This is a genomic window from Pedobacter sp. KBW01, from assembly GCF_003852395.1.
Classification (GTDB): Bacteria; Bacteroidota; Bacteroidia; order Sphingobacteriales; family Sphingobacteriaceae; genus Pedobacter.
The window spans coordinates 90,647-113,714 of record NZ_QAJQ01000011.1 but is presented as its reverse complement, the minus strand read 5'-3'; the positions used below and the strand labels follow the sequence as shown (position 1 = coordinate 113,714).

The 23,068-nt window shown below is 40.9% G+C and carries 18 protein-coding genes; 4 read left to right on the top strand and 14 right to left on the bottom strand.

Annotated elements, in window-relative coordinates; all coding sequences use genetic code 11:
- The first annotated feature begins 4 nt into the window (after positions 1-4).
- Positions 5-2,407 carry a BamA/TamA family outer membrane protein gene (locus tag DBR40_RS12830; protein ID WP_233603880.1) on the top strand — a complete coding sequence of 801 codons (2,403 nt, stop codon included), beginning with the start codon at positions 5-7 and terminating at the stop codon, positions 2,405-2,407.
- On the opposite strand, the gene DBR40_RS12825 is transcribed toward DBR40_RS12830, so the two are convergent.
- The 5 genes from DBR40_RS12825 to DBR40_RS12805 form a co-directional block, all read right to left on the bottom strand.
- The gene (locus DBR40_RS12825; RefSeq protein ID WP_124560151.1) at positions 2,408-2,983 is read right to left on the bottom strand and encodes a 2'-5' RNA ligase family protein; all 576 of its coding nucleotides are present in this window, start codon (positions 2,981-2,983) and stop codon (positions 2,408-2,410) included.
- Between the two features lie 144 nt (positions 2,984-3,127).
- The gene (locus DBR40_RS12820) at positions 3,128-3,658 is read right to left on the bottom strand and encodes a hypothetical protein (protein WP_124560150.1); all 531 of its coding nucleotides are present in this window, start codon (positions 3,656-3,658) and stop codon (positions 3,128-3,130) included.
- Positions 3,655-5,952: a patatin-like phospholipase family protein gene (locus tag DBR40_RS12815; protein ID WP_233603879.1), complete on the bottom strand. Its 2,298-nt coding sequence runs from the start codon at positions 5,950-5,952 to the stop codon at positions 3,655-3,657. Before DBR40_RS12815 ends, DBR40_RS12820 begins: the two co-directional genes overlap by 4 nt.
- Before the next feature lie 47 nt (positions 5,953-5,999).
- Positions 6,000-6,473 (bottom strand): TspO/MBR family protein, encoded by a 474-nt coding sequence (locus DBR40_RS12810; RefSeq protein ID WP_124560149.1) that lies wholly within the window; start codon positions 6,471-6,473, stop codon positions 6,000-6,002.
- Between the two features lie 109 nt (positions 6,474-6,582).
- Positions 6,583-7,197, bottom strand: coding sequence for an insulinase family protein (locus DBR40_RS12805; RefSeq protein WP_124560148.1), 615 nt, complete (start codon positions 7,195-7,197; stop codon positions 6,583-6,585).
- Positions 7,198-7,447: 250 nt separating this feature from the next.
- Between DBR40_RS12805 and DBR40_RS12800 the strand changes: the two genes are divergently transcribed.
- Together DBR40_RS12800 and DBR40_RS12795 are read left to right on the top strand one after the other, a co-directional pair.
- Complete coding sequence (locus tag DBR40_RS12800) at positions 7,448-7,981, top strand: LytR/AlgR family response regulator transcription factor (RefSeq protein ID WP_124560147.1); 534 nt, start codon at positions 7,448-7,450, stop codon at positions 7,979-7,981.
- 9 nt (positions 7,982-7,990) lie between these two features.
- On the top strand, positions 7,991-8,746 hold the full coding sequence (locus DBR40_RS12795) for a response regulator (protein ID WP_124560146.1): 756 nt from the start codon (positions 7,991-7,993) through the stop codon (positions 8,744-8,746).
- A gap of 34 nt (positions 8,747-8,780) precedes the next feature.
- Here DBR40_RS12795 and DBR40_RS12790 read toward each other — a convergent pair whose 3' ends face one another.
- A complete protein-coding gene (locus tag DBR40_RS12790; RefSeq protein WP_124560145.1) occupies positions 8,781-9,614 on the bottom strand; it encodes an alpha/beta fold hydrolase in 834 nt (277 codons plus the stop codon).
- Between the two features lie 153 nt (positions 9,615-9,767).
- On the opposite strand from DBR40_RS12790, the gene DBR40_RS12785 reads away from it, so the two are divergent.
- A complete protein-coding gene (locus DBR40_RS12785) occupies positions 9,768-11,846 on the top strand; it encodes a hypothetical protein (RefSeq protein ID WP_124560144.1) in 2,079 nt (692 codons plus the stop codon).
- Positions 11,847-12,189: 343 nt separating this feature from the next.
- On the opposite strand, the gene DBR40_RS12780 is transcribed toward DBR40_RS12785, so the two are convergent.
- The 8 genes from DBR40_RS12780 to DBR40_RS12745 all read right to left on the bottom strand — a co-directional run bounded on the left by DBR40_RS12780 (position 12,190) and on the right by DBR40_RS12745 (position 23,062).
- Positions 12,190-12,699, bottom strand: a complete 510-nt coding sequence (locus tag DBR40_RS12780; RefSeq protein WP_124560143.1) for a hypothetical protein — start codon at positions 12,697-12,699, stop codon at positions 12,190-12,192.
- Entirely contained in the window at positions 12,692-13,960 is a 1,269-nt protein-coding gene (locus DBR40_RS12775) for a condensation domain-containing protein (RefSeq protein WP_124560142.1), read from the bottom strand. Before DBR40_RS12775 ends, DBR40_RS12780 begins: the two co-directional genes overlap by 8 nt.
- Positions 13,957-15,246, bottom strand: a complete 1,290-nt coding sequence (locus tag DBR40_RS12770) for a condensation domain-containing protein (protein WP_124560141.1) — start codon at positions 15,244-15,246, stop codon at positions 13,957-13,959. Before DBR40_RS12770 ends, DBR40_RS12775 begins: the two co-directional genes overlap by 4 nt.
- A 116-nt stretch (positions 15,247-15,362) precedes the next feature.
- A complete protein-coding gene (locus tag DBR40_RS12765; RefSeq protein ID WP_124560140.1) occupies positions 15,363-16,562 on the bottom strand; it encodes a glycosyltransferase in 1,200 nt (399 codons plus the stop codon).
- Positions 16,563-16,572: 10 nt separating this feature from the next.
- On the bottom strand, positions 16,573-17,775 hold the full coding sequence (locus tag DBR40_RS12760) for a glycosyltransferase (RefSeq protein WP_124560139.1): 1,203 nt from the start codon (positions 17,773-17,775) through the stop codon (positions 16,573-16,575).
- Positions 17,776-17,787: 12 nt separating this feature from the next.
- The gene (locus tag DBR40_RS12755) at positions 17,788-18,552 is read right to left on the bottom strand and encodes an alpha/beta fold hydrolase (RefSeq protein WP_124560138.1); all 765 of its coding nucleotides are present in this window, start codon (positions 18,550-18,552) and stop codon (positions 17,788-17,790) included.
- The gene (locus tag DBR40_RS12750) at positions 18,540-18,839 is read right to left on the bottom strand and encodes an acyl carrier protein (RefSeq protein WP_124560137.1); all 300 of its coding nucleotides are present in this window, start codon (positions 18,837-18,839) and stop codon (positions 18,540-18,542) included. Before DBR40_RS12750 ends, DBR40_RS12755 begins: the two co-directional genes overlap by 13 nt.
- Positions 18,827-23,062 carry a type I polyketide synthase gene (locus DBR40_RS12745; RefSeq protein WP_124560136.1) on the bottom strand — a complete coding sequence of 1,412 codons (4,236 nt, stop codon included), beginning with the start codon at positions 23,060-23,062 and terminating at the stop codon, positions 18,827-18,829. Before DBR40_RS12745 ends, DBR40_RS12750 begins: the two co-directional genes overlap by 13 nt.
- Positions 23,063-23,068 lie beyond the last annotated feature (6 nt).

Genomic DNA, 23,068 nt, shown 5'->3' with positions numbered 1-23,068 from the left:
CTTAATGAATATTAAACTGAAAAGTACTGCAATATTACTATTTATTATTCTTTTAATTCAAGCCTGTTCATCAACCAGGTACATTCCGGATTACCAATCGATTGTTAAAAAGGTAACCATAGATAGCGTAGACGCTAAATTTGAAGAGCAGGCGTACAATTACGTTCAGAAAGATATCAGGCCAGCCTCTAAACTAAGTATCAATGTGCCTTTGTATAATTTGTTCAATACCAAAGATGGACGCTATAAAACCAATAACATTAAACCTTTTGGTTCTCCGCCTGCAATACTAGACAGTACCTTGGTGGAAATTTCGAGAACACAGATCCAAAAATTTTTAAAAAGCAAAGGTTATCGTCAGGCAGAAGTTAATGCTGCAATTAAAGTGGCCAATAAAAAAGCTGAAATTATATTTAGTGCAAAACCAGGACCAGCCTATGTTATCCAAAGCATAAGCGATTCAATACCTAATGTCAATATCCGAAACCTTTACGAATCGAATAAAGCAAAAATTACCCATTTGCACAAAGGTATGCAGTACGACGAAGATTCGCTGACCTACGAAAGAGAGCAGATTTACCGGATTATGAAAGAAAACGGTTATTTCTATTTCTTAAGGCCATATGTAACTTTTGATGTTTTTGGTGCCGAACCCAGTTCTAAAACCAATAAAATTGATTTAAACTTAAATGTAAGTGATCCGGATAACGGTGCCCACAAACAATTTAACATTGGTTATACCCACATGATTATTGCACCAAACCCGGATGGATTTCCTGACTCGGTAAGGTATAAGCTCAGTAAGGATACATTAAACGGGATTATTTTTACCGATTTTTCTAAGCGGTACAGACGAAATCCAATTGTGAGGTACGATTTTCTTAAACAAGGAGAACTTTACGACATACGCAACGAAAACCTAACCTACGACCGCCTGTATGAGTTGAATGTATTTAAAAACGTTAAAATTGATTATTTCAGGAGAGATAGTACTTCCAATAAAATCAATACGGTAATTCAGCTTATTCCCCAAAAGGTAATGAGCAACCGTGTGGAAGGAGAGGTGCCTTTTAATGGGGGAACGGTAGGCTTTACCATTGGAAATACCTATACCAATAATAATATTTTTAGGGGTGCCGAACGGTTCGAACTCCAGGTTAAAGGTGGTTTGCAATCTCGTATTGGCAACGGCGCAAAGGTATTCAGCGATATTTACCAACGCGATTTCTCAATCAGTGCCAGTATTTCGGTGCCAAGGTTAATGATTCCATTTTATAATCCGGTTTTGGGTGGAAACGGAATGCCGCATACCACTTTTGCTACCAGTTACATTTATGCCTTGCAAAAAGACGTTTCGGTACGAAGGATTTTCATTAATTCGATTACTTACGATTGGTTTGAAACCAAATCTAAACTGCACTCGTTTACGCCTTTAAATTTTGAATACCGTTTCGGAAACCTTGATCCAAATGTAGATTCTGCTACGGTAATCAATAATATTTACTATTCAACGCTGTTAAATCGGAAGGATTTAACCTTAGGTATGAAATATACTTATACGCTAAATGCCGATAAGCTAAATCAATACCGCACATTTGTGTATTTGAGAGCAGGAATGGACATTGCGGGTAACTTATTGCAGGGAATATCCAGGTTAACAGGCGCTAAGCACGATCCTGCTAACGACGATCCTGCGAAGATTTTAGGTTTGCCATTTAACCAGTATATGCGGCCGGAGGTAGATATCAGGTGGTATAAGCATCTGGGAGGAGACAGGCAATTTATTGCGCGTTTAAATACCGGTGTAGCCTATGCCTATGGTAACTCAGTACTAAATGGTATTCCTTTCGAAAAACAATTTTTTGCCGGCGGATCGAACGGTATCAGGGCCTGGCAAGCCAGAACTTTAGGTCCAGGTAACTATAACAGAGAGGTGATTGCCAGTAATGAATTGCGAAAAGCATTTTTTGGGCTCGATCAATTGGGTACAATGCGGATTGAAACCAATTTTGAATATCGCTTTACCGTTGCCCGAAACTTTTTTGGCGCTACTTTGAAGGGAGCGGCATTTCTTGATGCGGGTAACGTATGGAGTATTCGCAAAAACGAGTCGATAAGCGCCGGAGTTCCGGAATTGGATGAACTGACCATTTTTAGATTAAATAAACTGGCTAAACAAATTGCAATTGGTACGGGTGTAGGTTTACGTTATGATGTGCAGTATTTCGTTTTCAGGTTTGATGTTGGTTTGAAGCTTAAAGACCCGCAGTTTATCGGATCGGACCAATGGGTGATTGGCAAATTTTTATCGGGTGCCAGAGATTTTAAAAATAATTATAATTTAACTCATGCCCCTGATACTTACCGCTTTTTACAGTACAACTTCGGTATAGGTATGCCGTTCTAATTAATCGAACAGACTTGGTGTTTTAGGTTTATCGGTGAGTGCTTTAAAGACTAATTCTTTATAGGGCTGCCATCTTTTATCGATATATTTATAAACAGCAAAAGAAGAAACCTGAAATTCCCGTTTAAATTTACGGTCTTTAAAATCGGTTAAAATCTCTTTAAAAACAGGCGGTTTCAGATCTCTGAAAGCCAGGGTTAAATGTGGATTAAATTTATTACTGTCTTTTTTGTCCAGGAGCTTTAAAGGGATTAATTCTTTTCTGATTTGTTTCCCCAGGTTCATAATGCCTTCATTTGGTTCCACATCGATGTAAAAGGTATGTTCGGGGAAAGCGTTGAAGTTTTTTAATATCTGGTTAAAGGGGCTAATAAAAGAAGCTGTTTCGAGCGCATTAAAAAACCTCTTTTCGGCCTCTCGCGAGGATATTTTTACCGGGGGATATAAGGTAATGTGTGCCGGCCGTTTTAAGGATTCATACACTTTAAATTTATCAGAAATGTAATTTCTGATCTCTTCAACATCTTCAACAATGGATACCGGAGGGACTAAACAGACTAAAAAAAGATTTTCCATAGCGGTAAATTTACTAAAAATTTTAGTAAAAAAAGTGGCATTATTAGAAACGACAGGTTATTAACACCCTTGTTAGAAACAAGCGTAAGCGTTAAAGGGATTGTAAGTGACTGTCAGCTGGTAACAGCTGACAGTACGAATCTATCAAATCAGGTTCTTCAATCCATCAAAAATACTTTCGAAAAAGGTAGAAAGGTTGAGGCCGTTGCTATGGTTAAAATACACAAATATTAAAAAGGCGATAACTACGAAAATGATGAGTTTACGGAAAGCAAAGGCAATAATAATCAACGCAATGGGGATAATGAAAAGCCACAAACTGCTAATGGCATAGGGGCTTAAATCGCTATCCTTTTTAAATACATAAACAAGCTTACTGTGCGTGCCAGAATCGTTTTGATGTTTAATGTAAACAAAGGTAGATTTATCGATAGGTAAGGGCAGTACGGCTATACCATCGTTAAACTTTAAAACCTGTGTAAAACCACTTACACTAAAGGTATAGACTCCGTTAATGTTTTCGTTGGGGTTATTTAGCGAATCAGCGGCTATAATGGCCAGTTTATTGTTTTTGAGCAGGTTTTCTTTAACCAGAAAATTATTGATGGCAGCAGTTTGTGCCTGGCCGACAAAGCCCATCAAACAGAGTAAAAGCAAGAGTAAGATTCGTTTCATTCGATAGAACGTTTATTGTAAATTAAATAACCGATATGCAATAATACACCATTTCTTTTAACTGCATCATTATATAAATTATAACTTAAACTTACTGGCCCCAGTGGAGAGTGATATACCAAGCCCGCAGTACCCGCATAACGGACTTTTGTAATGGCTTTTGCATAATCTACATCCTGAAAACCGTTCAGTTCGTATTCTTTATGAGGTAAAAATAAATAACCTTCTAATCTAAAATCAAGATTTTTTTTCACATTGTAGATATTTTTTATGCCACCTGCCGCATATGTTTTAGCCCTGAATTTATCCAGGAATAAAGAACGGCTATCTTGAAGCGGATAAAATGCAGGTGCCACCAGCAATGTAGAATAATAATTACTGAACAAAGGCTGATCGGAAATTACCCCTTCAACAATGTAACCAAGGGTGTATTTTTTTATATGGAGGAAATAATTCTCCTGCGTAAGTTTAATGCTCCCCCAATGGCGTAACTGACTACTCCCGGGTATTTTAACAAAACCAGGTGTATTTCTGAGGATATTGCCAGGGTTGTAATTCTCGCGCCCGGTAGTGTAATTAAAGCTTAGTGAGAAGCTTTGTCCGTTGGTGGCATACTGTTTCCGGTTAAGTGAGTTTTTCTCGAAATTTAACGATCCCCTGAAACCGTTGAAGGTGGTTTGATCTAACAGATCGCCTACTGCAAAAGTATTGTTAGGGCTGTATCTGTCGTTATTGTTGATAAAAGTGGAATGCAATACAATTTTGGTGTTGTAATTGAGTGGCATGCCCATCATTAAATCAATTTTGCGGTCTGACTGTTCGATGTAAATAGGGCTTGGGTTCTCGATAAAAATCTGACTGGTATTGTAATAATTCCAGTGGTTGTAGGTAAGCTCGGCAGCAAGGAACAGGGGGAGTTTTGTTGGATAATCCACCCGGCCGTTAACTTGTACAGACTCATAAAAGCGGCCAGAGTAGAAGCTGGTGCCAAAAGTGTACGATTTACGGTTGAGGTAATTGTACTCGGCGCCCAGAAAAACATTGCTAATGGGCCGTGTTGAGATATTGCCACCTAATTCGAGCTTAAAGCTCTTTTTTGGCTGGGCCACTACCTCGAAAGTATAGCTATCTGTTGCTGGCTGATAGGAAATTTTAGGATATACCGTTTCAAACGTCTGATCGGCTACCAGTTTGTAGTAGCCACGTTTAATATCTTTTAAATCGAAGGTAGCTTTGTCGCTTTTGAAAAGCCGTTCTACGTATTTTTTTTGTTGGTTATTTACACCGGAAACAACAATATTGCTGAATTTCAGATCGGGTTTGCGTACATTAAATTTTTCCCGGCGCCTGGCCAGTTCTTCGTCGTTTACCCGGCGGCTAATTAAGGCCTTAATGCGAGGCATATCGGCCATGGTGGCATCGTATCCCTTTTTTATCAGCTCTGCCACCGGCGCGAAATTGGTTACACTATAACCGGCTAAATTGGGCTGGATGTAAACGCCGTTTTTGCCAATCATGGTCGAATCTGATTTAGACAGGAACATATACACCAAAAAGCGGTTCATTAAACGGTCGTCGATGTTTTTTGGATATTCGTTATAGATTTTTGACGAAACATTGGCTCCGATTACAAAATCGGGCTTAAAATCCCTTTCCATCACATCGGCCGGGAAGTTGTTGTATAAACCACCGTCAAATACATATTTTCCATCTAATTTAATCGGGCGATAAATAATGGGCACAGTCATGGTTGCCCTTACCGCTTCGGCCAAACTTCCTTTGCTAACAGTAATGCTTTTTTGCGAAAGAACATCGGCAACCATACAGCGGTAAGGCACAAAAAGATTATCAAAATTATCTTTAGAAACTGCGGAAGCCTGCGAAAACAGTTCGAGAAAGGCAAAGTTTAACGGAATATCGTTAATCAGATTGGAGCGGAAGCTAAAATGAAAGCCGGTATCGATAGCTACCTTAGCCGTTAGCATGGATGCATTTGGCGCCCTTTTTTGAAAGTAAAAGGTATAATCGCTGGTATAGCGGCCGTTTACCCAGTTCTGAAAATCATTGCTGAGGGCAATTTCTTCTATTTGCGCCGGGCTATAGCCCGATGCATACATGGCCCCCACAATACCGCCCATCGAAGTACCGGTAATGTAATCGATAGGAATATGGTTTTCTTCGAGTGCTTTTAAAGTGCCAATATGGGCAAGGCCCTTGGCACCACCACCACTAAAAACAAGACCTACCTTTTGCGCACGTAATTGGTTACAGCACAGAACGAAAAGTATCAGCAAAAATCTTTTAAAAGTTACCACACCTAAAAATAGGGTTTTCTTTTAAATTAATTCAATATGAGGATATTGTAGGTTAAAAATGATGCAAAACTTACCCAAAGGATGTAAGGAATAAAAATCAGCCCTGCCCACTTATCTATTCTGTAAAACGTTACTGCGTTAACTATAATAACAATGAGCAGCAAAAATATTTCGGCTAGGGCAAAACCAATTTCATGCAGGTAAAAGAAAATGAACGACCAGGCCAGGTTTAGTATCAGCTGGATAAAGTAAATGGCTACCGTTCGGGGGAAATGTACAATCTGATCGCGTTTTAACCATACCAAGTAAGCGGCAATGCCGATGAGGATGTAAAGCGTAGTCCACACTGGGGCAAAAAGCAAGTTAGGCGGATTAAAAGCAGGTTTATTTAGTGTAGGGTACCAGGTTTTAACCGATTGTGCTGTTGCCCAGCCGCCTAGGGCCCCAATACCAAGTGTAATGGCAATATTGATGATGAAAGCAAGAGGTTTAAATTTCATTGGATAATTTTCAGTCTAAACAACGGTAAGCCTTAAATGTTTCTGTTTAGCCCATAAAAAAGCCTCCTGGCTTAAACCAGAAGGCAGTATTTTAATTGTTTAAGACGATTTATTTTGCTAATGCGTTGGCCGCAGGTTTGTTCCAGTTACCAAAAGCATTTTTTGCCGAAGCTTTGGCTGTACTTAACTGTACATCGCCAGCAATAGTTAAAAAGGTTTTTTCAGGAGAAATCTGGTTGTAAAAGCTTTGTACATCAGCCAATGTTAAAGCATTGATAGATTTTTCGTTTACGGTTTGGTCGTAATCGTAATCTTGTAATTTTAAGCTGATAATCAGTTTGGCTTTAGCCGTATCGAAAGTTTTTTGATCTAAAGTTGCATTTTGGATCAATGCGGCCATTTTAACCAGGTCTTGTTCAAGATCAGTGTTTGTAGTAGCCAGTTTACCGCTATTATCTTTAAAGCTAATGTTAGCGTTTTTGGAAACACTTTCGTTCAGTACTGCATTTAATAATTCAACCACACCATCTTTTTTGTCTTCAAAAGATTTTGCATCTAAAGTAAAACTAGAGTAGGCCTTTGGCGATTTATCATTTTCAGAAATAATGATGTTCATACCGTTCTTAAGCTTGTAGCCAACAGGCTCTTTAAATGTCTGGGCTTTTGCAGTATAAACCGATAGGAGAGCTAGCGTTGAAAGTGCAATTGTTTTAATGGTGTTCATTTTATTTTTTTATGATTAATGATTTAGTGATTGGGTTAAATGTTAAACAAAACTACAGTTGATTGATTTATTCGGCTATATCCAGGTGGTAGAAAGGCAAAAAACCTAGACGAACGGGCGTGTATACGGAGTGAAACGGGGGGACAGATTTTTACAAATATATATTTTATTCATTTTGTTCATTATTTATTTGAGAAAAATATTCCTATAGGTTATGCTTAGTTTTATTCGTGACACTAATCTGATAATAATGAATTGTTTAATCGCTGATGACCACGAAATTGCAAGGAGCACAGTGAGCCACCTCTTACAGATTGAGCAATCGTTAAAGTTGATTGGAGTATGTGAAGATGCAACCGAAGCCTACCGAAATCTCGCTGCTAATAAAATAGATTTATTATTGCTTGATATTGAAATGCCAGGGATATCAGGTATTGAACATCTTAGTAACCTGTTTTTAGATAATAAGCATGATAATTTTGTTTTTATTCGCGATGTGGGTCTGATCAGGCGTTTAAAGCTCGATGAAATTAATTATCTGGAAGCGCAAGGTGATTACGTAAAAATTTATCATAACGAGAAAATATTTGCGATTCATTCTTCGCTAAAATCAATAGAAGAGAAGTTGCCCGGTAAAATTTTTATTCGTGTACACCGTTCGTTCATTGTAAATATTAGCCGGATAGACACTGTGGAGGGCAATACTCTAATTATCCATAAAAGTTTTGTGCCCATATCTGATGCTTACAAAACCATTTTAAATAAAAGAATGCAGATACTATAAAACATCTCCATGAATAGAGAAAAAGATATGGGACTGAATACTTGGGTTGATGTTTTAGTGTTGCAGGATGTATCAGCTGATCAGAAGCACTTATTGAATTGTCTGAACGAATACGATGTTAGTTTTAAAGTAAGTTCAAATGCAGCAGAGGCTTTACAAGATCTGGCAGACACTTCTTTTAAGTTGATACTGGTAGATGTATATATACTCGAAAACAGTGGGTTTACGCTCTTGCCTCAATTACCCGCAGATATTCCGGTTGTAGCCATTATTCCGTACGATGCAGAAGTGTTGCAAAGCAAATGTTTTGATGCAGGTGTAAGCGGCTACTTTACCAAACCCATATCAAAAATTGAAGTAGTGGGGATATTAACCCAGTTTTTGCACAATGAAACATTGCAGCATCAAACAAATGGACATGAATCAGGATATGAAGCCATAGATTTAACTTACCTGAAAGAAGTGAGCATGGGTGATGCAGACTATGAACAGGAAATGACTGTTAAATTTATCGAAATTATCTCTACCGACCTGGAAAAATTACACTCTTGCCTGGCCGCCGGCCGTTACCATGAACTTAAAAGTGTAGCCCATAAAATGCTTTCAACTATTTATGTAATGGGCCTGGGCTCAAAGGTAAGTACACACCTTCATGCCATTGAGTTTGACGATTTAAGTAAAGAACAGCTCTTGCAGCAGGTTCAACTGGTTGCCACAATCTGCACAAAGGCCAAAGAAGAAGCACTGGCATTTCTAAACTCCTGAAATATCACATGCTTTTTCTTTGGCCCCTTGGTTATTAAGCATATTGGTGGTCGGGTGCCGACCTGAAACTTCTGTCGCCAATAAAGTCTTTTATTTCCCTAATCGTTTCTTCTGGCTCGCTGATATGCGGAAAATGACCGGTAGCTTTCATTACCACCAAAAAATTATCAGGTGTGTTTTTGTGGATATATTCGCCAGCAGAGAGTGGGGCCATAATATCGTATGAACTTTGTAAAGTAAGGCTTGGGACTTTTAGTTTTCTTAAATTATCCCGGCAGTCGGTTTTAAAAGTAGCCATGGCAAAGGCTAAAGCCACACTGGGCTCGGTAGACTCGAAACATTCCTGTAAAAAATCGGCAAGTTCAGGTTGCGATGGTTTATCCATAACAATTGGTGCCAGCGCTTTACTCCAGCCTACATAATCGGTTGCAATGTGCTCGAAAATAGTCTCAATATCTTCAGCATTAAATCCACCGATATAATCCCTGTCATTCAGGTACCTGGGCGAAGGGCCAATAAATACCAGTTTTTTAAATGCTTCGGGCATCTGTAAGGCCGCAATCATACCAATCATGCTGCTTACTGAGTGGCCAATAAAGATAATATCTTTTAATTCGAGCGCTTCAATGATATCAATAACGTCGCAGGCATAGCCTTCTAAAGTAGCATATTTTCGCTTGTCGTATTGGCTCATATCCGAATCGCCGGAGCCTACATAATCGAATAATACAACTTTATAATCGTTGAGAAACGCATCGGTTACGAATTTCCATGAACTTTGGTCGCAACCAAAACCATGGGCAAATATGATCACCTGGCGACCTTCGCCAAGAATTTTTACGTTGTTTCTAATGAGCGTGGGATGCAAAATAGTTTGGTTTTTAATGTTTCATTAAGTTAAACAATGTTAAGGGATTTTTCCAAAAAAAATAAATAATGAACAATATGTAACGATAATGCATGAACAGGCTATATTTTGTTTGTAATCGTTATCTTGCCTTACTAAAACGATTAACCAAATATGAAGAATAGCATTTTTATGTTGCTTATGGCTTGTTTTTCAGCTTTTTATGCAAAAGGACAAGTGAGCTTAAAATCATTCAAAAATAACGGAGTTACCGTTTCTTCCAATAAAAATGAACTGGTTTTAACCTGGCCCGTTGGAAAAGGGGATATGGGGAAAATGGTTTTAAACCTCGATAATACCAAACCTTTGTTTAGTAGCTTGCAGCTGGGGAAAAAAGGTGCTTTAAAAGAAATTGTAACTAATCTTGATCCGGCGTTTGTGTTGAGAGTAGGTAAACGTACTTTAAGCCCTTCGAGCGGGGGTTGGGATGTGTTTTTTGATCGGGTACCTACACGACCATATACCACCAACGCCGTAAAATTCGAAAAGGGAGCAGCCAGTGTCAGCACTCAGGGTAGCCAAACCATTATTAAAATAGCGGGTTTAAGCGCCGAAACTTTTAAGGGTGCTTTAGAAATTACATTGTATAACGGGAGTCCGTTGTTTAATGTTGCTGCGGTAGTATCCACTGCAAAAGATTCTACGGCAATTCTGTATGATGCCGGTCTGGTTAATAAAAAGGATATGTGGGCTAATATCGTTTGGTCAGATGTGAAAGGACAGCTTCAAACAGAGAAAGCGGTAGAAACAGATGCAGCTAAAACCCTCGAAGTGAAATACCGCACCGTAATTGGAGAAAATAAGGCTGGCAGTTTGGCTTTGTTTCCGGCTCCGCATCAATATTTTTATCCTTTGGATGAAGCCTTCAATCTTAAATTTACATGGAAAGGTGGTAATTATTTAAATCTGATTCCTGGTTTCGGTATTGGTATCCGTCAGGACCCTTTGGGCGATAAGCGTTATGTACCCTGGTTTAATGCGCCACCAAATACACAACAGCGCCTTAATTTTTTCTGTTTATTGAGTACCGGCAAAGCAGGTGTAGTTTTGGATGAAGTTAAAAAGTTTACACATAACGATTCTTACGTTCCGTTGGCAGGTTACAAAACCATGGCCAGCCATTTTCACAATGAATTTATTTCAGATGTGGTACTCAGCGGGAAACCTATTCCTGAAAAGCCTGAGTTTGTTGATGTGCTTAAAAAAACGGGTTTAAATATTGTTAAGCTTGCCGAATTTCACGGACCGGGCCATCCAAAAGGACCAGATTCTATTCGTCTAAAAGAACTGGATGAGCTGTTTAAGCAGACCAAACGATTATCTGATCCAAACTTTTTATTGTTACCTGGAGAAGAAGCCAATAATTTTTATGGCGGCCATTGGCTGGCCTTTTTTCCCAAGCCGGTTTATTGGATCATGTCGAGGCAAAGCGATAAACCTTTCGAAAGCAACGATCCGAAGTATGGAAAAGTTTACCGGATTAACGATAAAGTAGAAATGCTAAAGTTGCTGGAACAAGAAAAGGGTTTAGCCTGGACGGCCCATGCCAGAACGAAAGCATCAACAGGTTATCCGGATAAATACAAAGACGAAGATTTTTTTAAGTCAGAAACCTTTTTGGGCGCTGCATGGAAAGCCATCCCGGCTGATCTTTCATTGCCAACATTAAGTAAAAGGGTATTGAACCTGATGGATGATATGGCTAACTGGGGGCTGAAAAAACATGTAATTTCTGAAGCTGATATTTTTACCATTACCGAGCAGAACGAAATGTATGCGCATTTAAATGTGAATTATTTACAGCTGGATAAAGTACCGAATTATGCCGATGGATGGCATCCGGTTTTGGATGTGATGCGACAAGGGAAGTTTTTTGTTTCTTCTGGAGAAGTATTGATCCCGGCATTCAATATTAACGGAAAGGGTGCAGGAGAAATCTTGAAAACTGATGCTACCGGTAAAGCCAGCGTTAATATGCAGTTGAAATGGACTTTTCCTTTAAGCTTTGTAGAGATTGTATCGGGCGATGGGCAAAAGGTTTATCGTAACCGGATTAATTTAAATACTACGCAGGCTTTTGGTCAAAAGGATTTCAAATGGCCGGTCAACTTAAAAGGTCGTAAATGGGTAAGGGTAGAAGCCTGGGATATTGCAACCAACGGCGCTTTTACGCAGATGGTGTGGTTGGAGTAATGAACCGCTTTTAAGCATAGCTGTCATCCTGAGGGTTAATTTATTTCATAAAAATCAATATTAGTAACAGCCCATTCAGTGTCGTCATTTCGAGCGAAGTGCAACGTAGTCGAGAGATGTGTCTCGATAGATTTCTCCCCGCCTGTACGGGCAGGCATTCCACTGCATTCCGGTCGAGATGACGACGTTTTTTATTGAAGTATTAATGTAGCGAAGTTCCCTCGGTACCGTCATTTCGAGCGAAGTCGAGAAATCTATCTCGAGTAGATCTCTCTCCGCCTGTACGGGCGGGCGCTCCACTGCGGTCCGGTCGAGATGACGACTTTGTGATAATGATTTTTCACTACATCACTTCAAACTTAAACTTCCTGATGGCGAGGTAGAAAAAAGTAACGGAGTATAAACCAGCCAGTAAACCTGCACAAACTGCAGATGGGGTAATGCCGAAATCGTGGTTAGGCGGGAAGGAGAAATGCAGTGCAAGCATAAAAGCAAAAACAATAGCAATACTATACAGCCCATTAAGGCCGGCTTTCTTTAGAATAAAGGAATATCCTGTTATTTTTTCGTCCACTTTATAATTAATGGCTTCTGAATGCTGTAACTCCTTTATTTTCTTTAAAATATCAAAAGTAACCATAAAAGGGAGCAATGCAGACATAGGCAGTAAAAACCTGGCGAGGTTTTGCTCTCCATTAAAAAGATGTACCGAATTTTGCATCTTAAAAGCAAAATAAGGAACAACAGTATTCAGTATGGTATTGGGAATGAGGTGCAAAAGCAGGTTTTTGCGCACAAACTTCCGCCAGTTAGATACCTTGGTCTGCTCATCGTATTCTACATAATCAGACATCGGCCAATTCGTTTATATTTTCCTTAATTAATTCCATTGCCCTGGCTTTGATCTGCCAGGCATCAAATTCCCTTAAAAAAGATTCATTAGACATAAAAGAGAAATCCAGTTGTCCGTTAAAAGTGCTGCACACCAGCGTATTGGCATTTCTCCATGGAAAAGCCACCGTGGGACTGTATATGGTTTCAATCTTGAAATTCTGGTAATCCTGCCGTATGTTTAAAAGCCCCATGTTGCTTAATGTCACATCGTGGGTGCCTTTTGTGGTCCTCAAAAATCCGATCATTTTATTTACCGATGAATGGAAATATTCGCTCATGCTTAACAGATCATAAACTTTCATTTCAGCAACTTTTGCATCCAGGTCACTTTTTAACGTCTGTGCTTTTGTCCAGAAACTATTTTCAGTTTGATCGAGCTTTAGCTCAGCAATGGGTGCAAATGCAAACATGGTATCTTGTTTAATGGCTTCGACAAAGCGCCTGATATCAACCGGACAGATCACCTTACCGTGAGCTTTTTCTCCCTGCACCTGTTTAAAGGCTTCCATAAATGCCACACAGATGGCGGCATGCACAGTGGTATTTTCCGCTTTGCATTTCAGTAATAATTTTTTGGTGTTTTCGGTACTGATTTTCCAGTGAACGGCATAATTACTCCGATCTAGATTGTGATTTGAAGTAGCCTTAAAAAAGAAAAACAAACGGCCGAGTGCTGCAAAAATCTTTCCTTTAAAATGGGCGAATTTGGTGATGGAAAAATCTTCGGGCAGGAGATCGTTTACCGAAATAAATGATGGATAGGGTGCAAGCTCCTGTTCGGGATTATCAATCAAAGTCATCAGTTCGCGCAAGAGGTTTAAAATGGTGGTGCCATCACAGATACAATGCGGAAGTACGAGTAAAAGATCGGATTCAGTTTCTCCTTTTAACCAAACTACCCTTGCCAATGGTTCGTTTTGGGTATCGAACAGTTTGTACCATTCCATTTTAGATTCCGCGAGCCAATCCTCGTTGGTAAAACGTTCAGCAATCCTAACAGGTATTTTACCAATGTTAGCGTTCAGTATAAAATAAGGGACTTTGCCAGTTGCATCGATATTCATCTGCAGTAGCGGATGTTTCTGCTGTATTTTATGCAATGCCTTGTGCAGGTTTTCTTTGCTGATACTGCCTAATATCTTAGCTGTAAAAACACAGTTTAAAGGGGTTTTAGCATCCACATGCATAATTCTTTCTCCTAAAATTAATCTTCTTCTCATGCGGTTGCGCTTAAAATTTCAATGGGTTGTACGATCTGGCTTTTAAGTATGGATATTACCCGCTCTTTGATTGCTTGGGCTTCTACAAAAGGCACATAGCCTTCGCTGGCCACAAAAGTAAAATCCATCTGGTTGCGGTAGGTAGAAGCAATCATGGTAGTGGTATTACCTAAAGGTCCCATTACCGAAGGACTAAATATAGCTTCTACTTCAAAATGTTGATATTGGTAGGGAATGTCGATTTTACCCAAATTAGAAAACATACAATCGTTACTCGATTTGCCATATTTTAAGAAATTGGTGAAATTTTTAAGTGCCGGGTGACAGGATTCCATCATCATCATGAGGCTGTATGGATTGAGTTTGGCCGATTTATCGTTCACCTCTTTTTGTAGGAACTTCACATTTTCCAGAAAATCTTTTTCGGGCAACAGGGAAAGCACGATCATTAAACCAAAGGCAAAAATGTGGTCTTTTTTAATGATCGGATTAAAATTCCTGATATCAACCGGAAGGGATATCTTGTTGAATGCTTTTTCTTTCCTAACCTCTTTAAAAGCGGTTAAAACGGCAGCACTCAACAATGTGTTTACGGTAAACTGATTGGTTTTACAGAAACTGATAATGGCTTTGGTCAATTCCTGATTGAATCTCCAGCGGAGCATAAAGTCCCTTTTACGTTCAATCGCTACTTTTTTGATAGGGATCATCCACAGGGCAAGTGTGGCAATTTTGCCGATCAAACCATTTTTGGTGCGGTTGCGGTAACTGTTCAATACCTTTGCCGGTATTACATCTTTTACGCCCATAATGGGAATTTCCTTGCCGATATCGGTATCCGGATCGTCTAAAAGCTGAAGCAGCTCAGTTAAAATAGAAAGTGCTGCGGTACCGTCGCAAAGGCAGTGGTGGTACACCATCAGGATTTCGGAAATGTTTTCTCCCTTTATCCAGGTAATGCGGCAGAGTGGCGCGGTTGAAGCATCGAAAACCGTTTTCCACTCCTGGGTCGATTCCTGTTCCCAGTGTTCATCACTTAAGCGCTCCACAATGCGTACCGGAATTTTAAAAACCTCGGTAAGATTGGTTACAAACCAGGGTCTCTTATCTTCATCAAAGCGTATGGCTGCAGTTAACCAGGGGTGTTTTTTCTGGATTTTGAACAGGGCAAACTTTAAATCATCCTCCTTAATTTTTCCCCGGATTTTGAATGGTATTACAATGTTAAACGGGCTTTCGCCATCTCCGTATAACATCCTTTCGCCAAATAGCAGTTTTCTTTTCATTTAGGTTAGTGTTGTATAAAACTCGCCATCTCGACTGAAACGCAGTGGAATGGAGAGATCTATGTACGATAGATTTCTCGACTGCGTTGCACTCCGCTCGAAATGACGATCTGGGATTAAACCGCTTCTAATGTTGTTGTTCTGGCAAAATCCTCCAGCAATTGTACTGCTTTATCATTGCCACCAGCGGCAATAAATGTTTCTTTTATTTTTTGTGCGGCCTTGCGGTATTTCGGGTTTTCCAAAAGCATGAAAATAGTGTTTCTTAAATCGCTGATGCGTAAACGTTTATAGCGGATGCTCACGCCACAGCCTGCGCCTTCAATTAATTTTGCCGTATGGAAATGATCGTAGGCAATAGGTGTAATCAACATCGGTAAACCATTGGTGAAGGTGTCGTTTACGGTATTAAAACCTCCGTGACAGATTACAGCATCCATGTGCGGCATCAGTTCTGATTGTGGCACAAAACCGTTTACAATAAAGTTATCGGGCCATTTTTCGAAAATATCCGGATTGGTTGCAGCTACAATGGTTACGGGTTCGTTCTCGAAAGCGGTAATCAGTTTCTGAAAGAATTCCTTACGGATATCAACAAGCAAAGTCCCTAATGAAACAAATACTTTTGGTGTAGTTGCCTGACTTAAACGTTCCCAATCAAAAGGCGCTAAATTTGGCCTGCCTTTTACGGGGCCAACAAAATGCATGTGCGGTGGTTTTTCTTCAAAACCGGCAAAAGCCTGCGAGGTAAAAACCATGTTCAGCTCGTGCGAATGAATGTGGATATCATCGCTGTAAATGCCCACTTCCCTTTGTAAGCCCTTAATCAGGTTTTGTTGCCATTCGAATATTTTAGGTGCGCTGTTGGCGGTATCGCCCATTACATCGGGCGGTACCGGAGTAGTGGTAACCGATGGAATGCCTTTTAAATGTGCACTTAATGCACCGGCAAAGGTAATGCAATCGTTAATAATTACATCAGGTTTCCATGCATCCACAAAGTTGTTCAGACCTTTCATCATCATTTTGGCAAAAGGCACATAAGTTTCTTCGAGGGCCAGTTTCATCACCTCAGGACCAGAACAGGCAGGGCCATCATCCTGACGTTTTAAAATACGTTGTATTTCATCAGCATATTCAACCAGGTCTTCTTCCGGGTAAATAAATTCGCCACCTTCGGGCAAATGCACCTGGGCAAGCGGGGTAATGCCAAGCCATTTTACTTCATGGCCACGGGCCAGTAAACTTGCGCCAATGCTTAAAGTTGGACTGATATGGCCAAAAAAAGGCGGGACAACGAAAAGGAATTTTGACATAATGTATAATTTAACTGATGAAAACGTTTGAGGTTCTGTTGCTTAAAGCTTCCAGTAAATCGGCGGCACTTTCTGTTCCACCTGCCTGGATAAAAGATTGTTTAATTTGCTCTGCAGCTGTTTTATAACTGTTGTTCTGCAGCACTTTATTTACGGCTTCTTTAAGGTGACTGGCTTTAAAACGGTTAAAGTTTAAGCGTTCTCCGGCACCAACCCTGAAAACACGTCCGGCTACATGGCTCTGGTCGTAAGCAATCGGGATCACTACCATGGGCAGTCCGTTCATTAAAGTTTCGCAAACGGTATTGTGGCCGCCATGGCAAACCACGGCATCAAGGTGTGGTAAAAGTTCTAATTGTGGTAACTGGCGCTGCACGGTAAAATTAGCCGGCCACTCGTTAAATAAAGCAGGATCTGAAACCACTACCACGTGCAGGTCTTCATGGCTAAAAGCCTCGATTACCTTGGCAAAAAATGCCTTTTTATGTTCATGATCGAAGGTGGTACCAATGCTTACCAGTATTTTAGGTTGGGTAATGTTCTTAAATGCTTCCCAGTTAAAAGGAATAGTTGTTTTGCGGCGGTTAAAAACAGGGCCTACAAATTTAAAATGTTCAGGTAAATCCATCTCGCCAAAAAAAACGCGCGAGGTAAATACCAAAGTAGCCAAATCGGAGCAGGCAATAGAGCCGCTTGCAGTAATGCCAAATTCTTTTTGCAGTTCTACAATTTGGTTTACTTCCCATTCGTGCACTTTTGGCAACTCATCCATTACTTTTATCGCCGCCGGGGCAGTAACCGAAGTAACATAAGGATAGTTTTTATTGGTTGCAGCAATGGCACCGGCAAACATCTGGTGATCGGTAATCACCAAATCGGGCTTAAACTGATCGAGGAGATCGGCAATGCCTTCATAACTGTGCCTGTTTAGCGGAATCAGCACTTCTTCGTACAGAAATTTGATGCTATCGATGCCGTAAACGATTTTTTGGGTGATAATATCGAGGTATTTTTCTGAATCTTTTTTCTGCTGGTCGTTCTGGTCGTAGCTGATCACAAGCAACTCGCTGCCCTCAGGAAGTTTATCGCCCAGCGATTGATCTAAAGTAATCCATGCTACACGGTGGCCTCTATCCAATAAAGCTGCACCCATACTCAAAGTTGGGTTAATGTGGCCGGTTAGGGGAGGAACTACAAATACGAATTTTGCCATCTGTGTTTAATTTTATTTTTCCTGGAAGAAGTTTAATAATGCTTCTGCAATAACTAATGGTTGTTGGATTGGGATATTATGATCGCCCGGAACGGCAATTAAATCTGCATTTTCGATCAGCTCATCAAGGTGCTTTCCTGCATTTAAACAATTAGAATCGGTACCATACAGTAATAGGGTAGTTAATTTTATGGTTCCGATTGCCGGGGTGCCGAAAAAGTCTTTTTCAAGCTCCATATCGGTTTTGATCGAAGTTTGATAAAAAAGGTATTCGTACATGCGGTGGTTGCGTTCCATCTGTCTTTTGCCCATTTTAACTTTGGTGGTATCGGTAAAATTTTCGACGTAATGTTCCAGAAACTCGCGGCTGTACTCGTCAATAATGCCCCTTGTTTTATCATCGTTTGGATCGGGCGCCTCTATTACGGCCAGTTTGTTAATACGCTCCGGAAAACGGATAGCCATTTTTAAGGCTATCAATCCGCCAAAACTATAACCGCCCAAATGCACTTGCTGCAGGTTTAATTCCTCCATAAGTGCAAGCAAATCGTTAGTCATGCTTTCGAGATCATAGCCGAGCAATGTTTTTTCGCTCATACCATGACTTTTCAGGTCGTAAAGTACCACATGATATTTTGTGGCCAGCAGCGGTGCGATATTAAAATAATAGACAGAAAGGTTACTGAACATCCCGTGAATGAGGATGATGGTTTCGGCAGCCCCTTTGTTGAGCTCCTGAATATGAACCGATTTGCCGTTTACCGTTATGACTGGCATTCTTCGATATAAGAGATGATCATACCCAGGTTTAAGTTAATCAGCTGATCTAAATCCATTGACGATAACCAGCCCGTAAAATCGATCTGCTCACCAAAATGTGCTTTGATTTTTTCGGAAAAGGATACAATTTCAATGCTGTCCATTTCGAGGTCTTTGGTGAAAGAACTTTCGGGGGTGATATCCATTTCTTCAACAAATTCTTCGCCGATTACTTCAGTGATAAATTTTTTCATGAGGTCGAAAATTTCTTCGCTACTCAGTTTCGTAGTTGCTATAGTGTCCATCCGATGATATAGTTTTTATGTTTGATTGTTTTAATTGTAGTGTTATTAATGCGTAATTCTTCGCCGTTTACTTCCGTTACGGTATAGGCTTTGGGGTTGCCCTGTAAGCCTTTGCCCAGGTATTTTCCATAAGCTTCTTTGGCTACCCAAAAACGGGTTGCCCATTCAATTTTGTCGCGGTTTTGCAGCAGGGCCATCTCATGCTCATTAAAAACAAGATCAAAAAAACCTGCGCTGCGTTCTTCTATATGTTCGATATCGATGCCAACAGATTCGTTAAAGCGGGCTATGCCAACGGCATCGGTGCCTTTATGCGCAATAGAAATGTTGATATCATCCGTTAAACCACCTTTAACATAAGGTTTGCGGTGTTCGTCTGAATAAATTTCGAAGGTAATCGGGTAGCAGGCCTGGTTTTTCTGCGTATTCAGTAAATTCCTTACCGCATCTTTTGCAGCCACACGACTGATCATCCAGGTTCTTCTTTTATTGGGCAAAAGGTTGTTGTGATGTTTCTTTTCCGTTTGGTTGAAGTACCTTTTCAGGATAAAATCCCATGATACCACACGTGTGTAAGCGTTACCGAAAAGAAAAACACCAGGTGCAACTTCTTCTGATAAACGGTTGTGTAGTGGCGACATGGATACATTCCAAAGCGGTTCGTCTATTTCGAGCCTGCGGTTCTGCCAACCCGAAATAATCAACCAGGTAATACCATCCCTTTTCATCACGATATCGGCCGTGGCAAATTCATCATTGATTTCGGTTAGCACGCAGGTACATTCGAAAGTGCCTTGCTGATCGGCCATATCACCGAAAAATTCTATTTCCTGAATTTTAACAGGAAAAGCAATGCGGTCTTTTTCTAAAGTGAGCTGCAACCACAAACCGAACAACTGACCGGCGTTATCCAATAAAGAACCTTTTCCTCCTGCAGCTTCGATAATACCGGTAATTCCTTTTTCGCCAACAGCGACTAGTTTTTTGATACCCTGGTAATCTGGTCCGTGGAACATGTGTGCATCGTAAATCTGTTCGGATGTACGGTCGATATCCAATAACCTTCCGATGTCGAAATTCCGGTTTGGAGCAGGGCTTAACTGTGCTGCAAGCTGTACTTCTGCATTGGCAAAACGTTCAAGGTTAAGGTAAACCCTTTGTTCGTCTTTCCACTCGCCTGTTACGGTTTCCTGAAAAGGTTTAACAACATTCATCCATTGGAAAACGCGCATATTCATAATTTTTTGCACTTTTTCTTCGGGCGATTGCGCATTGGCTATTTCGGCAAATACTTCAAAAATCATGGTCATCGGAATCACCGGATCCATATCTTCTACGGTTGGCCAACCTTTTGGCTGCCTCAACAGCGAGTGATCGATAAGGTAAGGGCAGTTTTCCAAACTTACATCCAACGTTTTGCTGAATGCTTGTCTGACTGGTTTTTCCGGCGTGGCTGGTGCCCAATTAACTGGCTGATCAACCTGAAACGCAGCATTTTCGAAAAGCCCGATCATTTCGCTCTGCATGTTGATCATTTCCATCACATTTTCATTAAAAGCCTGTAAAACGGGATGTTTAGCTTCTACAAAAGTTTTAGGTTGTGCTGGCTGAGCTTGCTTAATGGTTAAACCTTTAAGCGTTTGCAGGTTATGGATAATTGGCGAACCGAGTTCGAGCTTAATACCTTTGTTTTTTTGCGGTGGCGTTGATTTAATGTTGCCCAGGTAATGAAGCCCGATTTCTTTCCCTTCGACAAAAAGTGCAGCCAAAACCCTTTGCAATTGCGTAATGCCCGAACGGATGGGCACGTTGGCACTAATGGTGCTAAAATCTTTGCCCCTTAAAGTATCGTCGATAAAGCCCACCAAACCACCCGAACCTACCTGGATAAATACACGTGCACCCTCTGCATACAGTTTTTCGGTAAGTTCGCGGAAACGCACGGGTTTAATCAGGTGTTCGGCACTTAACTGGCGGATGGCTTCGAAACCCTCGGGATAAGTTTCCAGGGTAGTAGCCGACCAAAGCGGCGTTGTGGTTTTCCTGAACTGCATATCCTGCATGCCCTCGAGGATCAATCCCAGTTTATCGGCCACAAATGGTGAGTGGAAACCCGACTGGAAAGGCAGGATCTGATGAAAAATCTGTTTCGCTTTTAATATCGGCACCAGCTCATCAAGCGCATTTTTACTGCCACAAAGAATTACCTGTTGCGGGCAGTTATCATTCGAGAGGTATAAATCAGTGATACTTTCTATAATGGGTTGAAGGGTAGCCAAACCAGCACCAACTGCAATAAAGCGCGAATCTTTAAGTTCAAAAGTTTCGGGGTTAAGTACTTTCAGTAAATTCATTACCGAACTTTCTTCTGCCAATTCCGAAGATCTTGCTGCAAGCCATTCGCCAAGACTGTGGCCTGCGTTCATATCCGATTTAACACCCAATTGTTTTAAAGCCTGGTCTAAAACGCTGCTTTTGTTCAGGATATTGAGCGCCTCGCTTAAAAGTCCATCCTGTTTGTCGTTCTCATCGATATTGATGTTGAAATAATCGGCTACCGATTTAATTTCGCCACCGGCAAGCCCGTCTAAACCCGGAAAAACGAAGGCTATTTTGCCATCGTTGGCCAATAAAGGCGAATTGGTGTACCAGATATCCTGTTTATTTCTCCATGGAGAATTTTTAGCTACAATTTTTAAGGCTTTTTTGATCCTTTCTTCGCTCGGGTTGAACAGTACCAAGCGGAAATTACCCTGCCCGATGCTATAATCGCCATTTTCGAGCGATTGGATCAAGCTTTCATGATTTGACCTTGCAATTACCAAAACCTCATCTTTTTTAGGACTATCATAAGCGCTTAATACCACATGGGCATTAATCCCCCCGAAACCAAAGGCATTTACGGCCGCTAATTTTGGTAAACCCGATTGGTTCCAGTCGGAAGCTTTCTGTACAGCAGAAAAACGGGTTTCTGCCAGTTGCGCGAGGGGCTCATCACAATGTAAAGTAGGAGGGATGATGCCGTGATACAGTGCTAAACTCGATTTAATCAAACCGGCAATTCCTGCTGCAGGCATGGCATGACCGATATTCGATTTAACGGAACCGATACCAGCCTTTGGAAGATCAGCATCCTGACCAAAAAACTGTTTTAGGGTTTCTACTTCTGTTTTATCGCCAAGTGGAGTACCGGTACCATGGGCTTCTAAATAGCCTATATTTTTACTTTCCAGTCCGGCATTTTTCCATGCTTCGGTAATGGCTTTTAACTGGCCTTTAACCGAGGGGCTCATTACACTGGTTCCGCTGCCATCACTGCTGATGCCCACACCTTTAATCACCGAATAAATTTTATCCTGGTCGCGGATGGCATCTTCGAGGCGTTTAAGCACCACAAAACCACAGCCTTCACCAATAATCAAGCCATCGGCATTTTGATCGAAAGGTTTGATTTTTTCTTGTTTGGATAAAGCACCCAGTTGTGAAAAAATACTCCAGAAAGCAGCATTCTGACCCAAATGTACACCGCCGGCAATAATCATATCGCAACGGCCGCTATTCAGTTCCTGCACGCCATGATCAACCGCAATGAGCGAACTGGCACAGGCTGCGTCTAAAGTAAAGGCCAAACCGCCTAAATTAAGCCGGTTTGCTACAAGCGAAGCCACTAAATTAGGGATTAATCCCATGGCAGTATCGGCGCTGAAACGGCCTTTACGCAACTGGAATTCGTGTTTTACCTTTTCTATTTCAGCCTCGCTCAATTGGGGCATCAGATCTTTCAGTATGCTCGAAATCTGCTCGCCTGTGCGCACAATTTCGATAGCACGGGTTGCCCCCGGACCTACGTAATTACCTTTGCCAATGATGATCCCTGTTTTATCGAGGGAGTATTTTTTTTCGAATACCGCTGCATCTTCGAGTGCCTGGTGAACCAGATCGAGGGTTAGCAGGTGATCGGGTTCGGTACCTTCAACCGCTAATGGTAAAATGCCAAAGCGCTGCGGATCGAACTGATGATCGGGGATAAACCCACCACGATTGCAGTAAAAACGATCAACGCCCCCCAGGTTTTTGTCGAAATGTACCGGATCAATCCGATCGGCCGGAACCTGTTGCGTAGCATCTACCCGGTTGATGATATTCTCCCAAAAGGTTTGTATATCCTTCGCACCCGGAAAAATGCAAGACATTCCAATAATTGCTATGTCGCTTTTTTTCATCTTGTT